The following is a 13842-nucleotide window of genomic DNA, read 5'->3' on the forward strand; positions in this document are numbered from 1 at the left end:
AAATTGGCATTGAACATAGTGCACGCTGTTGAGTTCTCAAGAATCGGACACATCCCGCCTCCACACCAGAACGGTGCTTCACAACGAAAGTGATCGAAGAATTTGTTGCTTGCGTCATACGCGTCTTCTCGGTAGACTAGGAGAAGTTTCTTTCCCCTGTCGCCGTGGCAACTTGTATAACTTAGCACATCCGCAGGCCGTGTCAAATCCGGCTTCTTCGCGATGTCGTCACGCTCATAGGCGCTCCGACGTTGCTCGGTTCAGGACCTGAGTCCTGCGCCGGGCGGCGAAGTTGCTGGATCCGAGGGATCCTGCGAAGGCTTTACATCCGTGCGGCAGACCTGCTCCGAAAAGCTGTCTTGCCGAGTGGATGGTCCCGATTGAGGCCGGGACGTAGGAGCTGCTGCTCTTTCCGTTTCCCTGCGGCCTTTGTGGCGACTCGGAATAAGTTACGCAGCGATCGCGGTGCTGTCAAACGACGGGCCGAAATCGCACATCCCGGGCGTGTCGGGATCAGGGGTCCTCCCCGTCGGCGCCCGGTTCCGCGGGCGGATCCGGGGTCCGAGCCGGCTGCATCGGACCGAGGCGGGCACCCGCGCGCGGGATCCGACTCCACCGAGTGGAAGGACCCTCCCCGGAAACGACGAGGAGCGCGCGACCCGGATCGCTCCGGTACCGCGCGCTCCTCGAGGGGATGCCGGGACTACGCCCCGATGCCGACCGCCTCGGGGGAGACGTCCGCACCGGGAGCCGCGGGCTCGAGCGCCTCGGCGACGCGCTGCGAGAGCGACGAGTCGACGTTCGCCCAGTACTGGAGCACGCGCTGCCGCAGCTCCGGACGGGTGACCTTCGACACGTGGCCGGCGATGTTCGCGACCAGGCGGGCGCGCGCGTCGTCGTCGAGGACCTCGCGGTAGAGCGTCCCCGCCTGACCGAAGTCGTCGTCCTCCGGGTGGAGGGTCGCCGCGGCGCGCGTCAGCTCGCCGTCGGTCTCCCAGCCGGCCGACTCCGCCGCCCGGGCGGGATCGGCGTGGGCGCCGCCCATCGTGTTCGGCGCGTAGACGGGCACCTCGGACTTCTGGAAGTCGAACCGCATGGGGCCGTCCTTCGAGTACGAGTGCACCGGCGACTTCGGCGCGTTCACCGGCAGCTGCGCGTGGTTGGTCCCCACGCGGTAGCGGTGCGCGTCGGCGTAGCTGAAGATGCGCGCGAGGAGCATCTTGTCGGGGCTTGCCGCGATCCCGGGCACGAAGTTCGAGGGGGCGAACGCCGCCTGCTCGATCTGCGCGAAGTAGTTCTCGGGGTTCCTGTCGAGCGTCATGGTGCCGACCTGGATCAGCGGGTAGTCCGCGTGGGGCCAGACCTTGGTGAGGTCGAACGGGTTGAACCGGTAGCTCTTCGCGTCCTCGTACGGCATGACCTGCACTGACAGCGTCCACGAGGGGAAGTCGCCGCGGTCGATGGCGGAGGACAGGTCGCGGATGTGGAAGTCCGCGTCCTCACCGGCGATCTGGTCGGCCTGCTCCTGGCTCAGGATCTCGACGCCCTGATCGGTCTTGAAGTGGTACTTGACCCAGAAGCGCTCGCCGGCGGCGTTGATCCACTGGTAGGTGTGCGAGCCGAAGCCGTCCATGTGCCGCCACGAGGAGGGGAGGCCGCGGTCGCCCATGAGCCATGTGACCTGGTGGGCCGACTCGGGCGAGAGGGTCCAGAAGTCCCACTGCATGTCGTGGTCGCGCAGGTGGCTGCCGGGCAGGCGCTTCTGCGAGCGGATGAAGTCGGGGAACTTGATGCCGTCGCGGATGAAGAAGACGGGGGTGTTGTTGCCGACGAGGTCGTAGTTGCCCTCGCTCGTGTAGAACTTCAGCGCGAAGCCGCGGGGGTCGCGCCAGGTGTCGGGCGAGCCCTGCTCGCCGGCGACCGTGGAGAACCGCGCGAGCATCTCGGTCTCGACTCCGGGCTGGAAGAGCGCGGCACGCGTGTAGGCGCTGACGTCGGCGGTGGTGGTGAAGCGTCCGAAGGCTCCGCCGCCCTTGGCGTGGACGACCCGCTCCGGGATGCGCTCGCGGTTGAACTGGGCCAGCTTCTCGACGAGGTAGTGGTCGTGGAGCGCGAGGGGTCCGTCGGCTCCGACGCTCAGCGAGTGGTCGTCACTCGCGACCGGTGCTCCGGAGTTCGTGGTGGTGAATCGTTCCTCGGTCATGTTCCTCCTGTCGGCGAGGGGCACGGGGCCCGCCGCTGCGGTGTAGCGGATGTCGGTCAGTGGGCCAGGGCCAGGCAGTCGGGGCAGGTGCCCCAGAACGTGACGTCGGCGGTGTCCACGGCGAAGCCGCTCGCGGTCTGCGGATGCAGGCACGGCGCCTCCCCGACGACGCAGTCGACGTCGGCCACGGCCCCGCAGCGCCGGCACACCACGTGGTGGTGGTTGTCGCCGACCCGCAGCTCGAACCGGCGGGGGTGGCCCTCCGGCTCGATGCGGCGGACGATCCCGGCGTCGGTGAACGCCGAGAGCACTCCGTAGACCGCCTGGGCCGAAGCCTCGGGGAGGCCCTCGCGCACTCGGGCCAGGACCGCGTCCACCCCGGAGTGCGGGTGCTCCTCGAGAGCGAGGAGCACCGCGCGCCGGGTGGCGGTGACCTTGAGCCCGGAGGCTCGGAGCCGCTCGTCCACTGTCGTCATGCCGAGGACACTACCCGAGTTGTCTTGAGCGGATCAAAACAACGGGCGGCGTGGCGCGCTCGTCCGGGTGAACGGCCGGGAACGCTCCGGCGGCCACGCGGAGGCTCCGATCAGGCGACCGGACCCTCGACCAGCACGACCTGGGCGGAGCGGGCGGCGCCCGCGGAGTCGGTCCACGAGATCGTCACCGACTCCCCGGGCTCGCGCTGCGCGAGCGAGGCGGACAGCTGGTCGGCCGAGGCGACGGTGACCCCGTCGACCGCGGTGACGACGTCCCCCGCCTCGAGGCCCGCCTGCGCGGCCGGCCCGCCCTCGACGACTCCGCCGATCACGGCGCCGGACGCGGTGGTCGCGAGCGCGCGCGAGGTCGGCGACGCGGTGCCGGAGGAGAGGGAGACGCCGAGGAAGGCCGGATAGCCGATCTCGACGGTGGCCGTGTCGGCGCCCGCCTCGATGGTGGCCACGATGTCCAGGGCCTTCGAGATCGGGATCGCGAAGCCGGTGATGTCGACCGTCCCGCTGGAGGCGGCGGTGTCCATCCCCACGACGCGGCCGGCGGAGTCGACGAGCGGGCCGCCGGAGTCGCCGGAGACGATGTCTGCGTCCGTCTGGATCAGCCCGGTCAGCGTCTCGGCGGAGATCCCCGACTCGGAGCGGGTGGTGATCTGCTGATCGAGACCGGTGACCGTGCCGGTGGCGGCGACCAGGTCGCCCGTCCCTCCCGCGTTGCCGACGGCGGTCACGGTGTCGCCCACAGCGACCCCGTCCGTGTCGAGCGAGGCGGGGGTGAGGCCGGAGGCGTCCTCCAGCTGCAGGACGGCGACGTCGTTCGTCGCGTCGGTGCCGACGACGCGGGCGGTGTAGCTGCGGCCCGTCGACTCCACCGTGACCGAGATCGCGGTGGCGCCCTCGACGACGTGGTTGTTGGTGAGGATCATGCCGTCGGAGGTGAGGATCATGCCGGTGCCGGCCGAGCGGGCGCCCTGGTAGGTGAGCTCGGAGGTGATCGTGACGACGCCGGCGGTCTGCGCGGTGCTCGCGGCCACGGCGTCGGTCGCGCCGGTGGCCGGCTCGGCGGCGGAGGAGCCGCCCTGCGTCGAGCCGTACGGGGAGGAGCCGCCCTGCGTCGAGCCGCCCTGCGTCGATCCGCCCTGCGTCGATCCGCCCCAGGAGGGGACGATCACGTACCCGCCGCCGAAGGATCCCCGCGAGCCGCCGGGGTAGACGATCGTAGCGGCGCCGGCCGAGGCGGAGGAGGCCGCCTCGGTGCGGCCGGCGGTGGCGACTCCGCCTGCTGTCACTCCGATCAGCACGGCGAGGCCGAGGCCGCCGGCGATCAGCGCCCGACGACGACGACGGCGGTCGTCCGCGCGCAGCGCGCGCACCTCGTCGGCGCCCGTCGCCTCGGTGGTGGCGGGCTGGTCGGTGAGCTCTCGCTCGTCGGATTCGTGTCGCTCGTTCATGGTGTCGTCCTCGTGCCGGGGCCGCCCCTGACGGCGACCGGTTCCCATTCCACGCCCGGCCTCCCGGCGCCGCCTGGACGATGCTTATGCGGTTCCTATGAGCGCTCGCCCCTCTGAATGGTTGTAGCTTCAACCAAAAGCAGGTAGCGTCTCCGCCGTGACCACCTCCTCCCCCGACCTGCTCGCTCCCGACACCGCGATGGGCGCGGTGACCCTCCGCGTCGCCGACCTCGACGGGATGATCGCCTACTACCGCGACGCCGTGACGCTCGAGCTGCTCTCGCACGACGGACCGGTCGCGGTGCTCGGCCGCGGCGGAGTGCCGGCCGTGATCCTCCAGCACGCGCCCGAGCTGGTGCACGCCTCGCCGCGCAGCGCCGGCCTCTTCCACACGGCGATCCTCTTCGAATCGGAGGCGGCGCTCGCCGCGGCCGTGTACAGCGTCGCGAGCCGGCACCCCGGCTCCTTCACCGGCAGCTCCGACCACCTGGTCAGCAAGGCCTTTTACTTCGACGACCCCGAGCACAACGGCGTCGAGCTCTACTGGGACCGCGACCGTACGCAGTGGTCGTGGACGCACGGGCGGATCGAGATGAGCACGCTCTTCCTCGACCCGAACGCGTTCCTGCAGGAGCACCTCACCGAGGAGTCGATCGCGCAGCCGCGCCTCGGCGGCGCCTCCGTCGGCCACGTGCACCTGAGCGTGGGCGACGTCGCCACGGCGAAGGAGTTCTACGTCGACCGGCTCGGCTTCGAGACGACGATCGCGTACGGCGGGCAGGCGCTCTTCGTCTCGGCGGGCGGCTACCACCACCACATGGCGATGAACACCTGGAACTCGGCGGGCGCCGGACGCCGGCAGCAGGCCCTCGGCCTCGGACAGGTGGAGATCGTGGTGCCCGGCGCCGACGACCTCGGCGCGCTCGGCGAGCGGCTGGCCCGCTCCGGAGTCGCCACCCGCGACGACGGCCGCACCCTCGCCTTCGAGGACCCCTGGGCGAACGCGATCCGCGTCACGACCTCCTGAGCGCCGCCGATCGCGGGGACCCCCGCGGGTACGATGGTCGCGCGGAAGACCGCACTCCCCCGAGACTCCGGAGAACACGGTGCCCACGATCGTCGTTGAAGTCATGCCCAAGGCCGAGCTGCTCGACCCGCAGGGGAAGGCCGTCGCCGGCGCGCTCGCGCGGCTGGGCCACTCCGCCCTCCACGGCGTGCGGGTGGGCAAGCGCTTCGAGATCACCGTCGACGAGGTGACCGACGAGGTGCGCGCCTCGGTGCAGCGCATCGCCGACGAGATGCTCTCGAACTCGGTGATCGAGGACGTCGTCGGGATCCACTACCCGGCGGAGGCCGCCCGATGAGGATCGGCGTCATCACCTTCCCCGGCTCGCTCGACGACCGCGACGCCCAGCGCGCCGTCCGGTTCGCGGGTGCGGAGCCGGTCGCGCTGTGGCACGGCGACCACGACCTCGACGGCGTCGACGCGATCGTCCTGCCCGGCGGCTTCTCCTACGGCGACTACCTGCGCTGCGGCGCCATCGCCTCCCACTCCCCGATCATGCGCGAGGTCGTCGACGCGGCGAACGCCGGGACCCCGGTCCTCGGCATCTGCAACGGCTTCCAGATGCTCACCGAGGCGCACCTGCTGCCCGGCGGCCTGATCGCGAACGACATCGGATCCTTCGTCTGCCGCGACCAGCGCCTGATGGTCGCGAGCACCGAGACCGCCTGGACGAACGGCTTCGAGCCCGGCCAGGAGATCACGATCCCGCTGAAGAACGGCGAGGGCGGCTACATCGCCTCGGCCGACACGCTGCTCGAGCTCGAGGCGGAGGGACGCGTCGTCGTCCGCTACCTCGGCCACAACCCGAACGGCTCCATGAACGACATCGCCGGCATCAGCAACCGCCGCGGCAATGTGGTGGGGCTCATGCCGCACCCGGAGCACGCCGTCGAGGAGGGCTTCGGGCCCGACACGGCCGCCGCGATGCGCTCGGGTGTGGACGGGCTGACGTTCTTCACGTCGGCGCTGAAGTCGCTGCTCGCCTCCGCCTGACGCATCCGGTCCGGGCGGCTCCGCCCGCCCGCGACGCACGAGACCCCCGGTTCCGGCCGGGGGTCTCGTGCGTGATGGGCGATGTTCACGGAGCCGCTCAGGGCCCGGTCAGGACCTCGGGCTCGGGGGTCATCGAGATGGTGGGGATCGAGGCGGTGATCACGGTGCCGTCGGAGCGGCGGGTGCCCTCGATGTCGGACGTGGTCGGCGCGCCGTGCAGGCGGCGGCCCTGGTGCGTGAGCGGGACGCGCACGGGGCTGCCGGCGGCGACGTGCACGCGCTCGTCGCGGACGGTGATCGCGGCGGAGTCGCCGGTCTCGACCGTCAGCAGGACCTCGGTCTGCGTCACCTCGACGCGCACGCGCGTGCCGTGGAGGGTGATGCGGAAGGCGAGGCGGTCCCAGTCGTCGGGAAGGCGCGGATCGAGCGTGATCCGGCCGCCGTGGTCGCGCATCCCGCCGAAGCCGTAGACGAGGGCGCTCCAGACGCCGCCCGTCGAGGCGACGTGGATGCCGTCCGCGGTGTTGCGGTGCAGGTCGGCGAGGTCGACGAACAGCGCCGACAGGAAGTAGTGGCGGGCCAGGTCGCTGTAGCCGACCTCGGCGGCGATGATCGACTGCACGACGGCCGAGAGGGTCGAGTCGCCGGTGGTCAGCGCGTCGTAGTACTCGAAGTCGGCGCGCTTCTGCTCGGCGGTGAACTCGTTGCCCTGCAGCAGCAGCGCGAGCACGACGTCGGCCTGCTTGAGCACCTGGAAGCGGTAGATCACCAGCGGGTGGAAGTGCAGCAGCAGCGGGCGCTTGCTCGCGGGGGTGTTCTCGAGGTCCCACAGCTCCTTCTCGAGGAAGGCCGCGTCCTGCGGGTGGATGCCCGCCCGCGCGTCGAAGGGGATGTGCATCTTCTCGGCGGCGCGCGCCCACTCGAGCACCTCGCCCTCGTCGAGAGCGAGGCGGTCGGCCATCCGCTCGTACGCGGCGGGCTCGACGGCCTTCAGCAGCTCGACGGCGCGTGCGGCCGAGCGGAGGTTCGCCCGGGCCATGACGTTCGTGTACAGGTTGTCGTTGACGACGGTCGTGTACTCGTCCGGCCCCGTCACTCCGTGGATGTGGAAGTGATCGTCGCCGTTGCTGCGCCAGAAGCCCAGATCGGCCCACATCCGCGCGGTCTCGACGAGGATGTCGATCGCTCCGCGGGCGAGGAAGTCGTCGTCGCCCGTGGCACCCACGTACTGCATGAGCGCGTAGGAGATGTCGGCGTCGATGTGGTACTGAGCGGTGCCGGCGGCGTAGTACGCCGACGACTCCTGCCCGTTGATGGTGCGCCAGGGGAAGAGCGCGCCGCGCTGGTTGAGCTCGGAGGCGCGCGCGCGGGCGGCCTCGAGCATGTTCTGCCGGAAGCGCAGGGCGTTCCTGGCGACGAGGGGCGCCGTGTAGCTGAGGAACGGGAGGACGTAGACCTCGGTGTCCCAGAAGTAGTGGCCGCCGTAGCCGGAGCCCGAGACGCCCTTGGCCGCGACTCCGCCGCCGTCGGTGCGGGCGGTGGACTGGGCGAGCTGGAAGAGGTTCCAGCGGGTGGCCTGCTGGATCGCGGGCTGGCCGTCCAGCTGCACGTCGGAGCGGGTCCAGAAGTCGTCCAGCCACTCGCGCTGCTTGACGAACTGCTCTTCGACCGGCGTCTCGCGGGCGCGGTCGAGCGTGCGGTCGCAGCGGTCGGCGAGCTCGCGCACGGGCACGCCGCGGGAGGTGTGGTAGGTCAGCGTCTTGACCAGGCGGACCGGCCGGCCGGCCTTGGCCTTCACGCGGTAGACGTGCTTGGCGAGGTCGTCGTCGATCTGGGAGGTCTGGTCCCACTCGTTCTCGGTCTCGAGCTGGTGCTCGGCGCCGCAGGCGACGGTCATCTGGGAGTTGGTGGTCCGGTAGCCGAGGAGGTAGCGGGTGCCGCTGACGCGCTTGAGGCGCGGCTGGAGCACGCGGTCCTCGAACGACTCCGCCTTGCGCGGGTCGAAGCCGGCCCCCTCGCTGCCGGAGGGGGCGTGGTACTCGTCGACGCCGTCCTGGCGGTTGAGGATCTGGCTCGAGATCAGCACGGACGCGTCGTGGTCGAGCATCTCGACCTCGTAGTCGAGGATCGCGAGGTGCCGGTCGGTGAACGAGACCAGGCGGCGCGAGCGGATCAGGACGCGCTTGCCGGAGGGGGTGCGCCACTCCAGCTCGCGGGTGAGCACGCCGTTCGCGAAGTCGAGGCGGCGCGAGTAGGCGAGGACGTCGGCCTCGCTCAGCACGAAGGGCTCGTCGTCGACGTAGAGGCGGATGATCTTGGCGTCCGGCACGTTGACGATGGTCTGGCCGACGCGGGCGAAGCCGAACGCCTCCTCCGCGTGGCGGATGGGCCAGGTCTCGTGGAACCCGTTGATGAAGGTGCCGTAGGCGTAGCCGTCGCGCCCCTCCTCCACGTTGCCGCGGAGGCCGAGGTAGCCGTTGCCGGTGGCGAAGAGCGTCTCGGTGCGGCCCTGCAGCTCGGAGGCGAACTCGGTCTCGACGAGGGCCCACTCGTCGATCGGGAAGCGGTTCCGGTCGAGCGGGTCGGAGGTGATGGGGTTCATGCGGCGTCCTCGGGGGCGGGAGCGGTGGGGAGGAAGGGGAGCAGCTCGGCCAGGTCGTCCACGACCAGGTCGGCGCCGTGCTCGAGCAGGGTGTCGGCCCCGACTCCGCGGTCGACGCCGACGACGAGGCCGAAGCCTCCCGCGCGGCCTGCCGCGACTCCGGAGTGCGCGTCCTCGAGGACGGCGCACTCGGCGGCCGGGAGGCCGAGGAGCTCGGCCGCGTAGAGGTAGGTGTCGGGCGCGGGCTTGCCGGCGATCGAGCGCTCGGCGGCGAGGAGCCCGTCCACGACGACCTCGAAGCGGTCGCGGAGGCCGGCCGCCTCGAGCACCGGCACGCCGTTGCGGGAGGAGGTGACGACGGCGACCTGCACGCCCGCGGCGATCGCGGCGTCGACGAAGCGGAGCGAGCCCGGGTAGGGAGCGACGCCGGTCTCGGCGAGGGTGCGGTTGAAGGCGTCGTTCTTGCGGTTGCCGAGCCCGCAGACGGTCTCGAGCGACGGGTCGTCCTCGGGCGCGCCCTCGGGGAGGGTGATGCCGCGCGAGGCGAGGAGCGCCCGGACGCCGTCGTACCGCGGGCGTCCGTCGATGTACCGGAAGTAGTCGGCGTCGGTGTAGCCCTCGGCGATCCCGCGCGAGGAGAGGTACTCCGTGAACAGCCGCGACCAGGCCTGCATGTGGACGTCGGCGGTCGGCGTGAGCACGCCGTCGAGGTCGAACAGGAGCGCGCGGACGCCGCGGAGGGCGGAGGCGTCGGGGCGCGTCGGGGATGCAGTCACGGCGGGGAGGACCTCTGATCGGGGGCAGGCGTTCGGCGGTTCCGCCGATGACGGTCGTCCGCCGCGGACTGCAGGTATCGTATACGCCCCCCGGCCGCCGTGTGGAACCGTTTACACGTCCGTCATCTGCGCGCCGCCGGGGGCGTCGATCCGCTCGGGGGCGAGGCGGTGCCGCCCGAGGGGGAGCATCAGCGGGGTGCCCGAGGTCGGGTCGGTGATGATGCGGCTGTCGAGGCCGAACACGGCGAGCACCGTCTCCTCGGTGAGCACCGCGGCCGGGGTGCCGGAGGCGTGCACCGCGCCGTGCGCGATGGCCACGAGGTGGTCGGCGTAGCGGGCGGCCATGTTGAGGTCGTGCAGCACCATCACCACCGTCGTCCCGCGGGTGCGGTTGAGGTCGACGAGCAGGTCGAGCACCTCGATCTGGTGGCTGACGTCGAGGAAGGTGGTCGGCTCGTCCAGCAGCAGCACGTCGGTCTCCTGCGCGAGGGCCATCGCGATCCAGACGCGCTGGCGCTGCCCGCCGCTGAGCTCGTCGACGGAGCGGTCGGCCAGGGCGGCGGTGTCGGTCGCGTCGAGCGCGGTCGCGACGGCCTCGTCGTCGTGCGCGCTCCAGCGGCTCAGCATCCCCTGGTGCGGATGGCGGCCTCGGCCGACGAGATCCGCGACGGTGATGCCCTCCGGGGCGATCGGCGACTGCGGGAGGAGGCCGAGCGTGCGGGCGAGCTGCTTCGCCGGCGTCCGGTGCACGGCCCTGCCGTCGAGCAGCACGGCGCCGGAGCGGGGCGCGAGCAGGCGCGACATCGAGCGCAGGAGCGTCGACTTGCCGCAGGCGTTCGCTCCGACGATCGCGGTGATGCGGCCGGGCGGGACGACGAGGTCGAGGCCGTCGACGACCGTCCGGTCGCCGTAGCCGAGGGTGACCCCCTCGGCCGTCAGGGTGTGCGCGGTGGTCACAGTGAGCCTCCCGCTCTGTTGCTGCGGACGATGAGGTAGACGAGGTACGGCGCCCCGAGGACGCCGGTGACCACTCCGACCGGATAGCGCAGGCCCAGCCCGAACTGCCCGACGAAGTCGGCGACGAGCACGAGCAGCGCGCCGACGAGGGCCGAGGGGATGAGGAGCGACGCGCCGGGCCCGATCAGGCGGGCGGCGATCGGGCCGGAGAGGAAGGCCACGAACGCGATCGGGCCGGCGGCGGCGGTCGCGAAGGCGATCAGCCCGACCGCCGCGACGATCACGACGAGGCGGGTGGCGTTCACGCGGATGCCGAGCGCGGAGGCGGTGTCGTCGCCGAGCTGCGTGGCGGAGAGATCGCGCGAGCGCGAGAGCAGGACGGGAGTGAGGACGACGACCGCGGCGAGGACCGGCACGACCTCGCTCCAGCTCGCGCCGTTGAGGCTCCCGGTGAGCCAGCGGGACGCCTCCTGCAGGTCCCACGCGGCGGCCTGCGAGAGCACGTAGGCGGTGAGGGAGTCGAGCATCGCGGCGACCCCGATGCCGATCAGGATCAGCCGGGTGCCGGCGACTCCGCTGCGGTAGGACAGGGCGTAGACGAGCAGGGCGACCACGAGTCCAGAGACGATCGCGAGGGCCGAGACCTGCGCGGCCCCGAGCGAGAGCGTCACGATCGCGAAGGCCGCGGCGGCGCTCGCCCCGGCGCTGATCCCGATGATGTCGGGGCTGGCGAGCGGGTTGCGGAGCATGGTCTGGAAGCTCACTCCGCCGAGCCCGAAGCACAGGCCCACCAGCAGGGCGAGGACGGCGCGCGGGAGGCGGAGGCGCCCGACGGTGAAGCTCGCCCCGGGGACCTGCTCGCCGAGGATCACGCGCAGCACCTCGTCGGGCGAGTAGACGGTCTGGCCGACCAGCAGGGAGACGGCGAGGACGGCCGCGATCAGGACAGCGAGCACGGCGACGACGATCCGGCGGCGGGCCCCGCGGCGGCGGCGGCCGGCCGCGACGGCGCGGGCGGTGGCGGAGGGCGCCTCGAGCAGCGCGGTCACAGCTCGCGCACCTTCTGGCGGCGGACGATCGCGATGAACACCGGGGCGCCGACCAGCGCGGTGACGATGCCCACATCGATCTCGCTCGGGCGCGCGACGACGCGGCCGACGATGTCGGCGGCGATCAGGAGCACGGCGCCGGTCACCGCCGAGAACGGCAGCAGCCAGCGGTGGTCCACGCCGACGAGGAGGCGGCAGGCGTGCGGGACGACCAGGCCGACGAAGCCGATGGGCCCGGTGACCGCGGTCGTCGCTCCGCAGAGCACGACCGCGCCCAGGGCGGCCCCGCCGCGCGCGAGGGCGACCCGCTCCCCCAGGCCCGCGGCGAGCTCGTCGCCGAGCGCGAGGGTGTTGAGGCTCTTGGCCGAGAGAACGCAGAGGACGAGGCCGGCCAGGAGGAAGGGGAACACCTGCGCGATGCTCGCGGACGTCGCGCCGCCCACTCCGCCGATCTGCCAGGAGCGGATGCCGCCCGCGATGTCGGCGCGCGGCAGGACGATCGCGCTGATCACCGAGACCAGCGCGGCCGAGGTGGCGGCGCCGGCCAGGGCGAGCTTGAGCGGAGTCGCGCCGCCGCGCCCGAGCGAACCGACCGTGTAGACGAAGACCGCGGCGACCGCGGCCCCGCCGATCGCGACCCAGACGTAGGCGGCGGAGCTCGTCAGCCCGAAGAAGACGATGCCCGTCACGACCGCGAGCGAGGCTCCGGTGTTCACCCCGAGGATGCCGGGGTCGGCCAGCGGATTGCGGGTCACCCCCTGCATCAGCACGCCGGCGACGCCGAGGGCCGCGCCCGCGATCGCGGCGAGCACGGTGCGCGGGATGCGCTTGGCGACCGCGGCCTGCGCGAATCCGTCCGTGGACCCGCCGAACGCGGCGACGACGTCGCTCCACGCCACCTCCCGCGACCCCACCAGCACCGAGACCACGGCGGCGGCGAGCAGCACGGCCACGGCCGCGACCAGCCAGAGGGCGCGCAGCCGCCTCGGGCGGCGCACGGCGGCGACGCCCGAGGCGGCGGGAGGAGCGGCGAGGGTCACGCGGGTCGGATCCCGGCTCAGGCGGCCGGAGTGCTCTGCGCGGCCTTGGCGGCGGCCTCGTCGAGCAGGTCCAGGTAGTCGTCGAGGACCCACGAGATCGAGAGCGGCGTCGGGTTGGCGGCGGTGCCGAGCGGGGTGGAGGGCAGGCGCACGATGGCGTCGTCGGCGACCGCGGGGATCTGCGAGAGCAGCGGGTCGGCCTTGAGGGTGCTCACGAGCTCGTCGTCGCCGTAGGTGACGATCACGTCGACGTCGCTGAAGGCGTCGGCCTGCTCGGCGCTCTGCGTGAGCGAGAACTTGTCGGTCGCGGCGGAGGCGGTGGCGATGCTGCCCGGGGTCGCCATGCCGAGGTCCTCGAAGAACGCGGGGCGGGTGTCGTGCGAGGTGTAGAAGCTGACCTGGCTGAGGTCCGTCGGGTCGACGTGGGTGAGGAACATCGCCGAGGTGCCGGCCAGCTGCGGGTGCGCGGCGACCTTCTCCTCGATCTCGCCCTCGAGCTCGGTGATCAGGGCGGCGCCCTCGTCGGCCCTGCCCATCGCCTCGCTGTTCAGCGTGATCATGTCGCGCCAGGAGGTGCCCCAGGCGGTCTCGGGGTAGGCGACGACGGGGGCGATCTCGCTCAGGGTGTCGTAGTCCTCCTGCGTGAGGCCGGAGTAGGCGGCGAGGATGACGTCCGGGTCGGTGTCCGAGACGGCCTCGAAGTCGATGCCGTCGGTCTCGTCGAAGAGGACGGGGGTCTCGGCGCCGAGCTCGTCGAGCTTCTCGCTCACCCAGGGGAGGAGCCCGTCGCCGTCGTCGTCGCCGAAGTTGGCGGCGGCCATGCCCACGGGGACCACGCCCAGCGCGAGCGGGACCTCGTGGTTGGCCCAGTTGACCGTCGCCACGCGCTCGGGGGCCGACTCGATGGTGGTGGTGCCGAGAGCGTGCTCGATCGTGATCGGCGCGAAGCCGCTGTCGGCGGCGGCGGCGTCTCCGGCGGCCGAGCCGCTGCAGCCGGCGAGGCCGATCGTCAGCGCGGTGGCGGCGAGCAGGGCGAGGGGCGTGGTGGCGCGGGGCATGGGTCCCTTTCGAGAGGCTGTGCGGGAGGCGGCGCAGGGTCCGAGTGGACCGGCACTAAGGACAGCCTAACCAAAGAATGTGCGTGCTCTCAGCCCCGATTCCTCGCCTCCCGAGGTCGGAGGCGCCCGGAGGTGCCGCTCGCGGAGCCCGGCGACGGC

The 13842-nt window shown here is 72.0% G+C and carries 12 protein-coding genes; 3 read left to right on the forward strand and 9 right to left on the reverse strand.

Features of this window, described 5'->3' with window-relative positions; genetic code table 11:
* Positions 1-703 precede the first annotated feature (703 nt).
* The 3 genes from C5C95_RS13125 to C5C95_RS17155 form a co-directional block, all read right to left on the reverse strand.
* The gene (locus C5C95_RS13125) at positions 704-2203 is read right to left on the reverse strand and encodes a catalase (RefSeq protein WP_104319373.1); all 1500 of its coding nucleotides are present in this window, start codon (positions 2201-2203) and stop codon (positions 704-706) included.
* 56 nt (positions 2204-2259) lie between these two features.
* Complete coding sequence (locus C5C95_RS13130) at positions 2260-2679, reverse strand: Fur family transcriptional regulator (protein ID WP_104222735.1); 420 nt, start codon at positions 2677-2679, stop codon at positions 2260-2262.
* 110 nt (positions 2680-2789) lie between these two features.
* A complete protein-coding gene (locus tag C5C95_RS17155) occupies positions 2790-4142 on the reverse strand; it encodes a S1C family serine protease (RefSeq protein WP_146087086.1) in 1353 nt (450 codons plus the stop codon).
* A 199-nt stretch (positions 4143-4341) separates the two neighbouring features.
* On the opposite strand from C5C95_RS17155, the gene C5C95_RS13140 reads away from it, so the two are divergent.
* The 3 genes from C5C95_RS13140 (at position 4342) to purQ (ending at position 6201) form a co-directional block, all read left to right on the forward strand.
* A complete protein-coding gene (locus tag C5C95_RS13140) occupies positions 4342-5169 on the forward strand; it encodes a VOC family protein (protein WP_104222842.1) in 828 nt (275 codons plus the stop codon).
* A 79-nt stretch (positions 5170-5248) separates the two neighbouring features.
* The gene (gene purS / locus C5C95_RS13145) at positions 5249-5506 is read left to right on the forward strand and encodes a phosphoribosylformylglycinamidine synthase subunit PurS (protein WP_104222736.1); all 258 of its coding nucleotides are present in this window, start codon (positions 5249-5251) and stop codon (positions 5504-5506) included.
* Positions 5503-6201: a phosphoribosylformylglycinamidine synthase subunit PurQ gene (gene purQ, locus C5C95_RS13150; RefSeq protein ID WP_104222737.1), complete on the forward strand. Its 699-nt coding sequence runs from the start codon at positions 5503-5505 to the stop codon at positions 6199-6201. Before purS ends, purQ begins: the two co-directional genes overlap by 4 nt.
* A gap of 97 nt (positions 6202-6298) precedes the next feature.
* Here the strand turns inward: purQ and C5C95_RS13155 are convergent, their stop codons facing one another.
* The 6 genes from C5C95_RS13155 to C5C95_RS13180 form a co-directional block, all read right to left on the reverse strand.
* A complete protein-coding gene (locus C5C95_RS13155; RefSeq protein ID WP_104222738.1) occupies positions 6299-8803 on the reverse strand; it encodes a glycoside hydrolase family 65 protein in 2505 nt (834 codons plus the stop codon).
* Positions 8800-9579 carry an HAD family phosphatase gene (locus C5C95_RS13160; RefSeq protein WP_104222739.1) on the reverse strand — a complete coding sequence of 260 codons (780 nt, stop codon included), beginning with the start codon at positions 9577-9579 and terminating at the stop codon, positions 8800-8802. Before C5C95_RS13160 ends, C5C95_RS13155 begins: the two co-directional genes overlap by 4 nt.
* A 111-nt stretch (positions 9580-9690) precedes the next feature.
* The gene (locus C5C95_RS13165; protein ID WP_104222740.1) at positions 9691-10536 is read right to left on the reverse strand and encodes an ABC transporter ATP-binding protein; all 846 of its coding nucleotides are present in this window, start codon (positions 10534-10536) and stop codon (positions 9691-9693) included.
* On the reverse strand, positions 10533-11585 hold the full coding sequence (locus C5C95_RS13170) for an iron ABC transporter permease (protein WP_258072669.1): 1053 nt from the start codon (positions 11583-11585) through the stop codon (positions 10533-10535). Before C5C95_RS13170 ends, C5C95_RS13165 begins: the two co-directional genes overlap by 4 nt.
* Positions 11582-12625 (reverse strand): iron ABC transporter permease, encoded by a 1044-nt coding sequence (locus C5C95_RS13175; RefSeq protein WP_104324610.1) that lies wholly within the window; start codon positions 12623-12625, stop codon positions 11582-11584. The genes C5C95_RS13170 and C5C95_RS13175 overlap by 4 nt, the downstream gene beginning before the upstream one ends.
* Before the next feature lie 17 nt (positions 12626-12642).
* Positions 12643-13683 (reverse strand): iron-siderophore ABC transporter substrate-binding protein, encoded by a 1041-nt coding sequence (locus C5C95_RS13180; RefSeq protein ID WP_104324611.1) that lies wholly within the window; start codon positions 13681-13683, stop codon positions 12643-12645.
* Positions 13684-13842 lie beyond the last annotated feature (159 nt).

It is taken from the genome of Rathayibacter sp. AY1B7, assembly GCF_002932735.1.
In the GTDB taxonomy this organism is placed as follows: Bacteria; Actinomycetota; Actinomycetes; order Actinomycetales; family Microbacteriaceae; genus Rathayibacter.

Coding starts and splice junctions, on each gene's coding strand:
- C5C95_RS13125 (WP_104319373.1), bottom strand. CDS start 2,203: ATGACCGAGGAACGATTCACCACCACGAACTCCGGAGCACCGGTCGCG.
- C5C95_RS13130 (WP_104222735.1), bottom strand. CDS start 2,679: ATGACGACAGTGGACGAGCGGCTCCGAGCCTCCGGGCTCAAGGTCACC.
- C5C95_RS17155 (WP_146087086.1), bottom strand. CDS start 4,142: ATGAACGAGCGACACGAATCCGACGAGCGAGAGCTCACCGACCAGCCC.
- C5C95_RS13140 (WP_104222842.1), top strand. CDS start 4,342: ATGGGCGCGGTGACCCTCCGCGTCGCCGACCTCGACGGGATGATCGCC.
- purQ (WP_104222737.1), top strand. CDS start 5,503: ATGAGGATCGGCGTCATCACCTTCCCCGGCTCGCTCGACGACCGCGAC.
- C5C95_RS13155 (WP_104222738.1), bottom strand. CDS start 8,803: ATGAACCCCATCACCTCCGACCCGCTCGACCGGAACCGCTTCCCGATC.
- C5C95_RS13180 (WP_104324611.1), bottom strand. CDS start 13,683: ATGCCCCGCGCCACCACGCCCCTCGCCCTGCTCGCCGCCACCGCGCTG.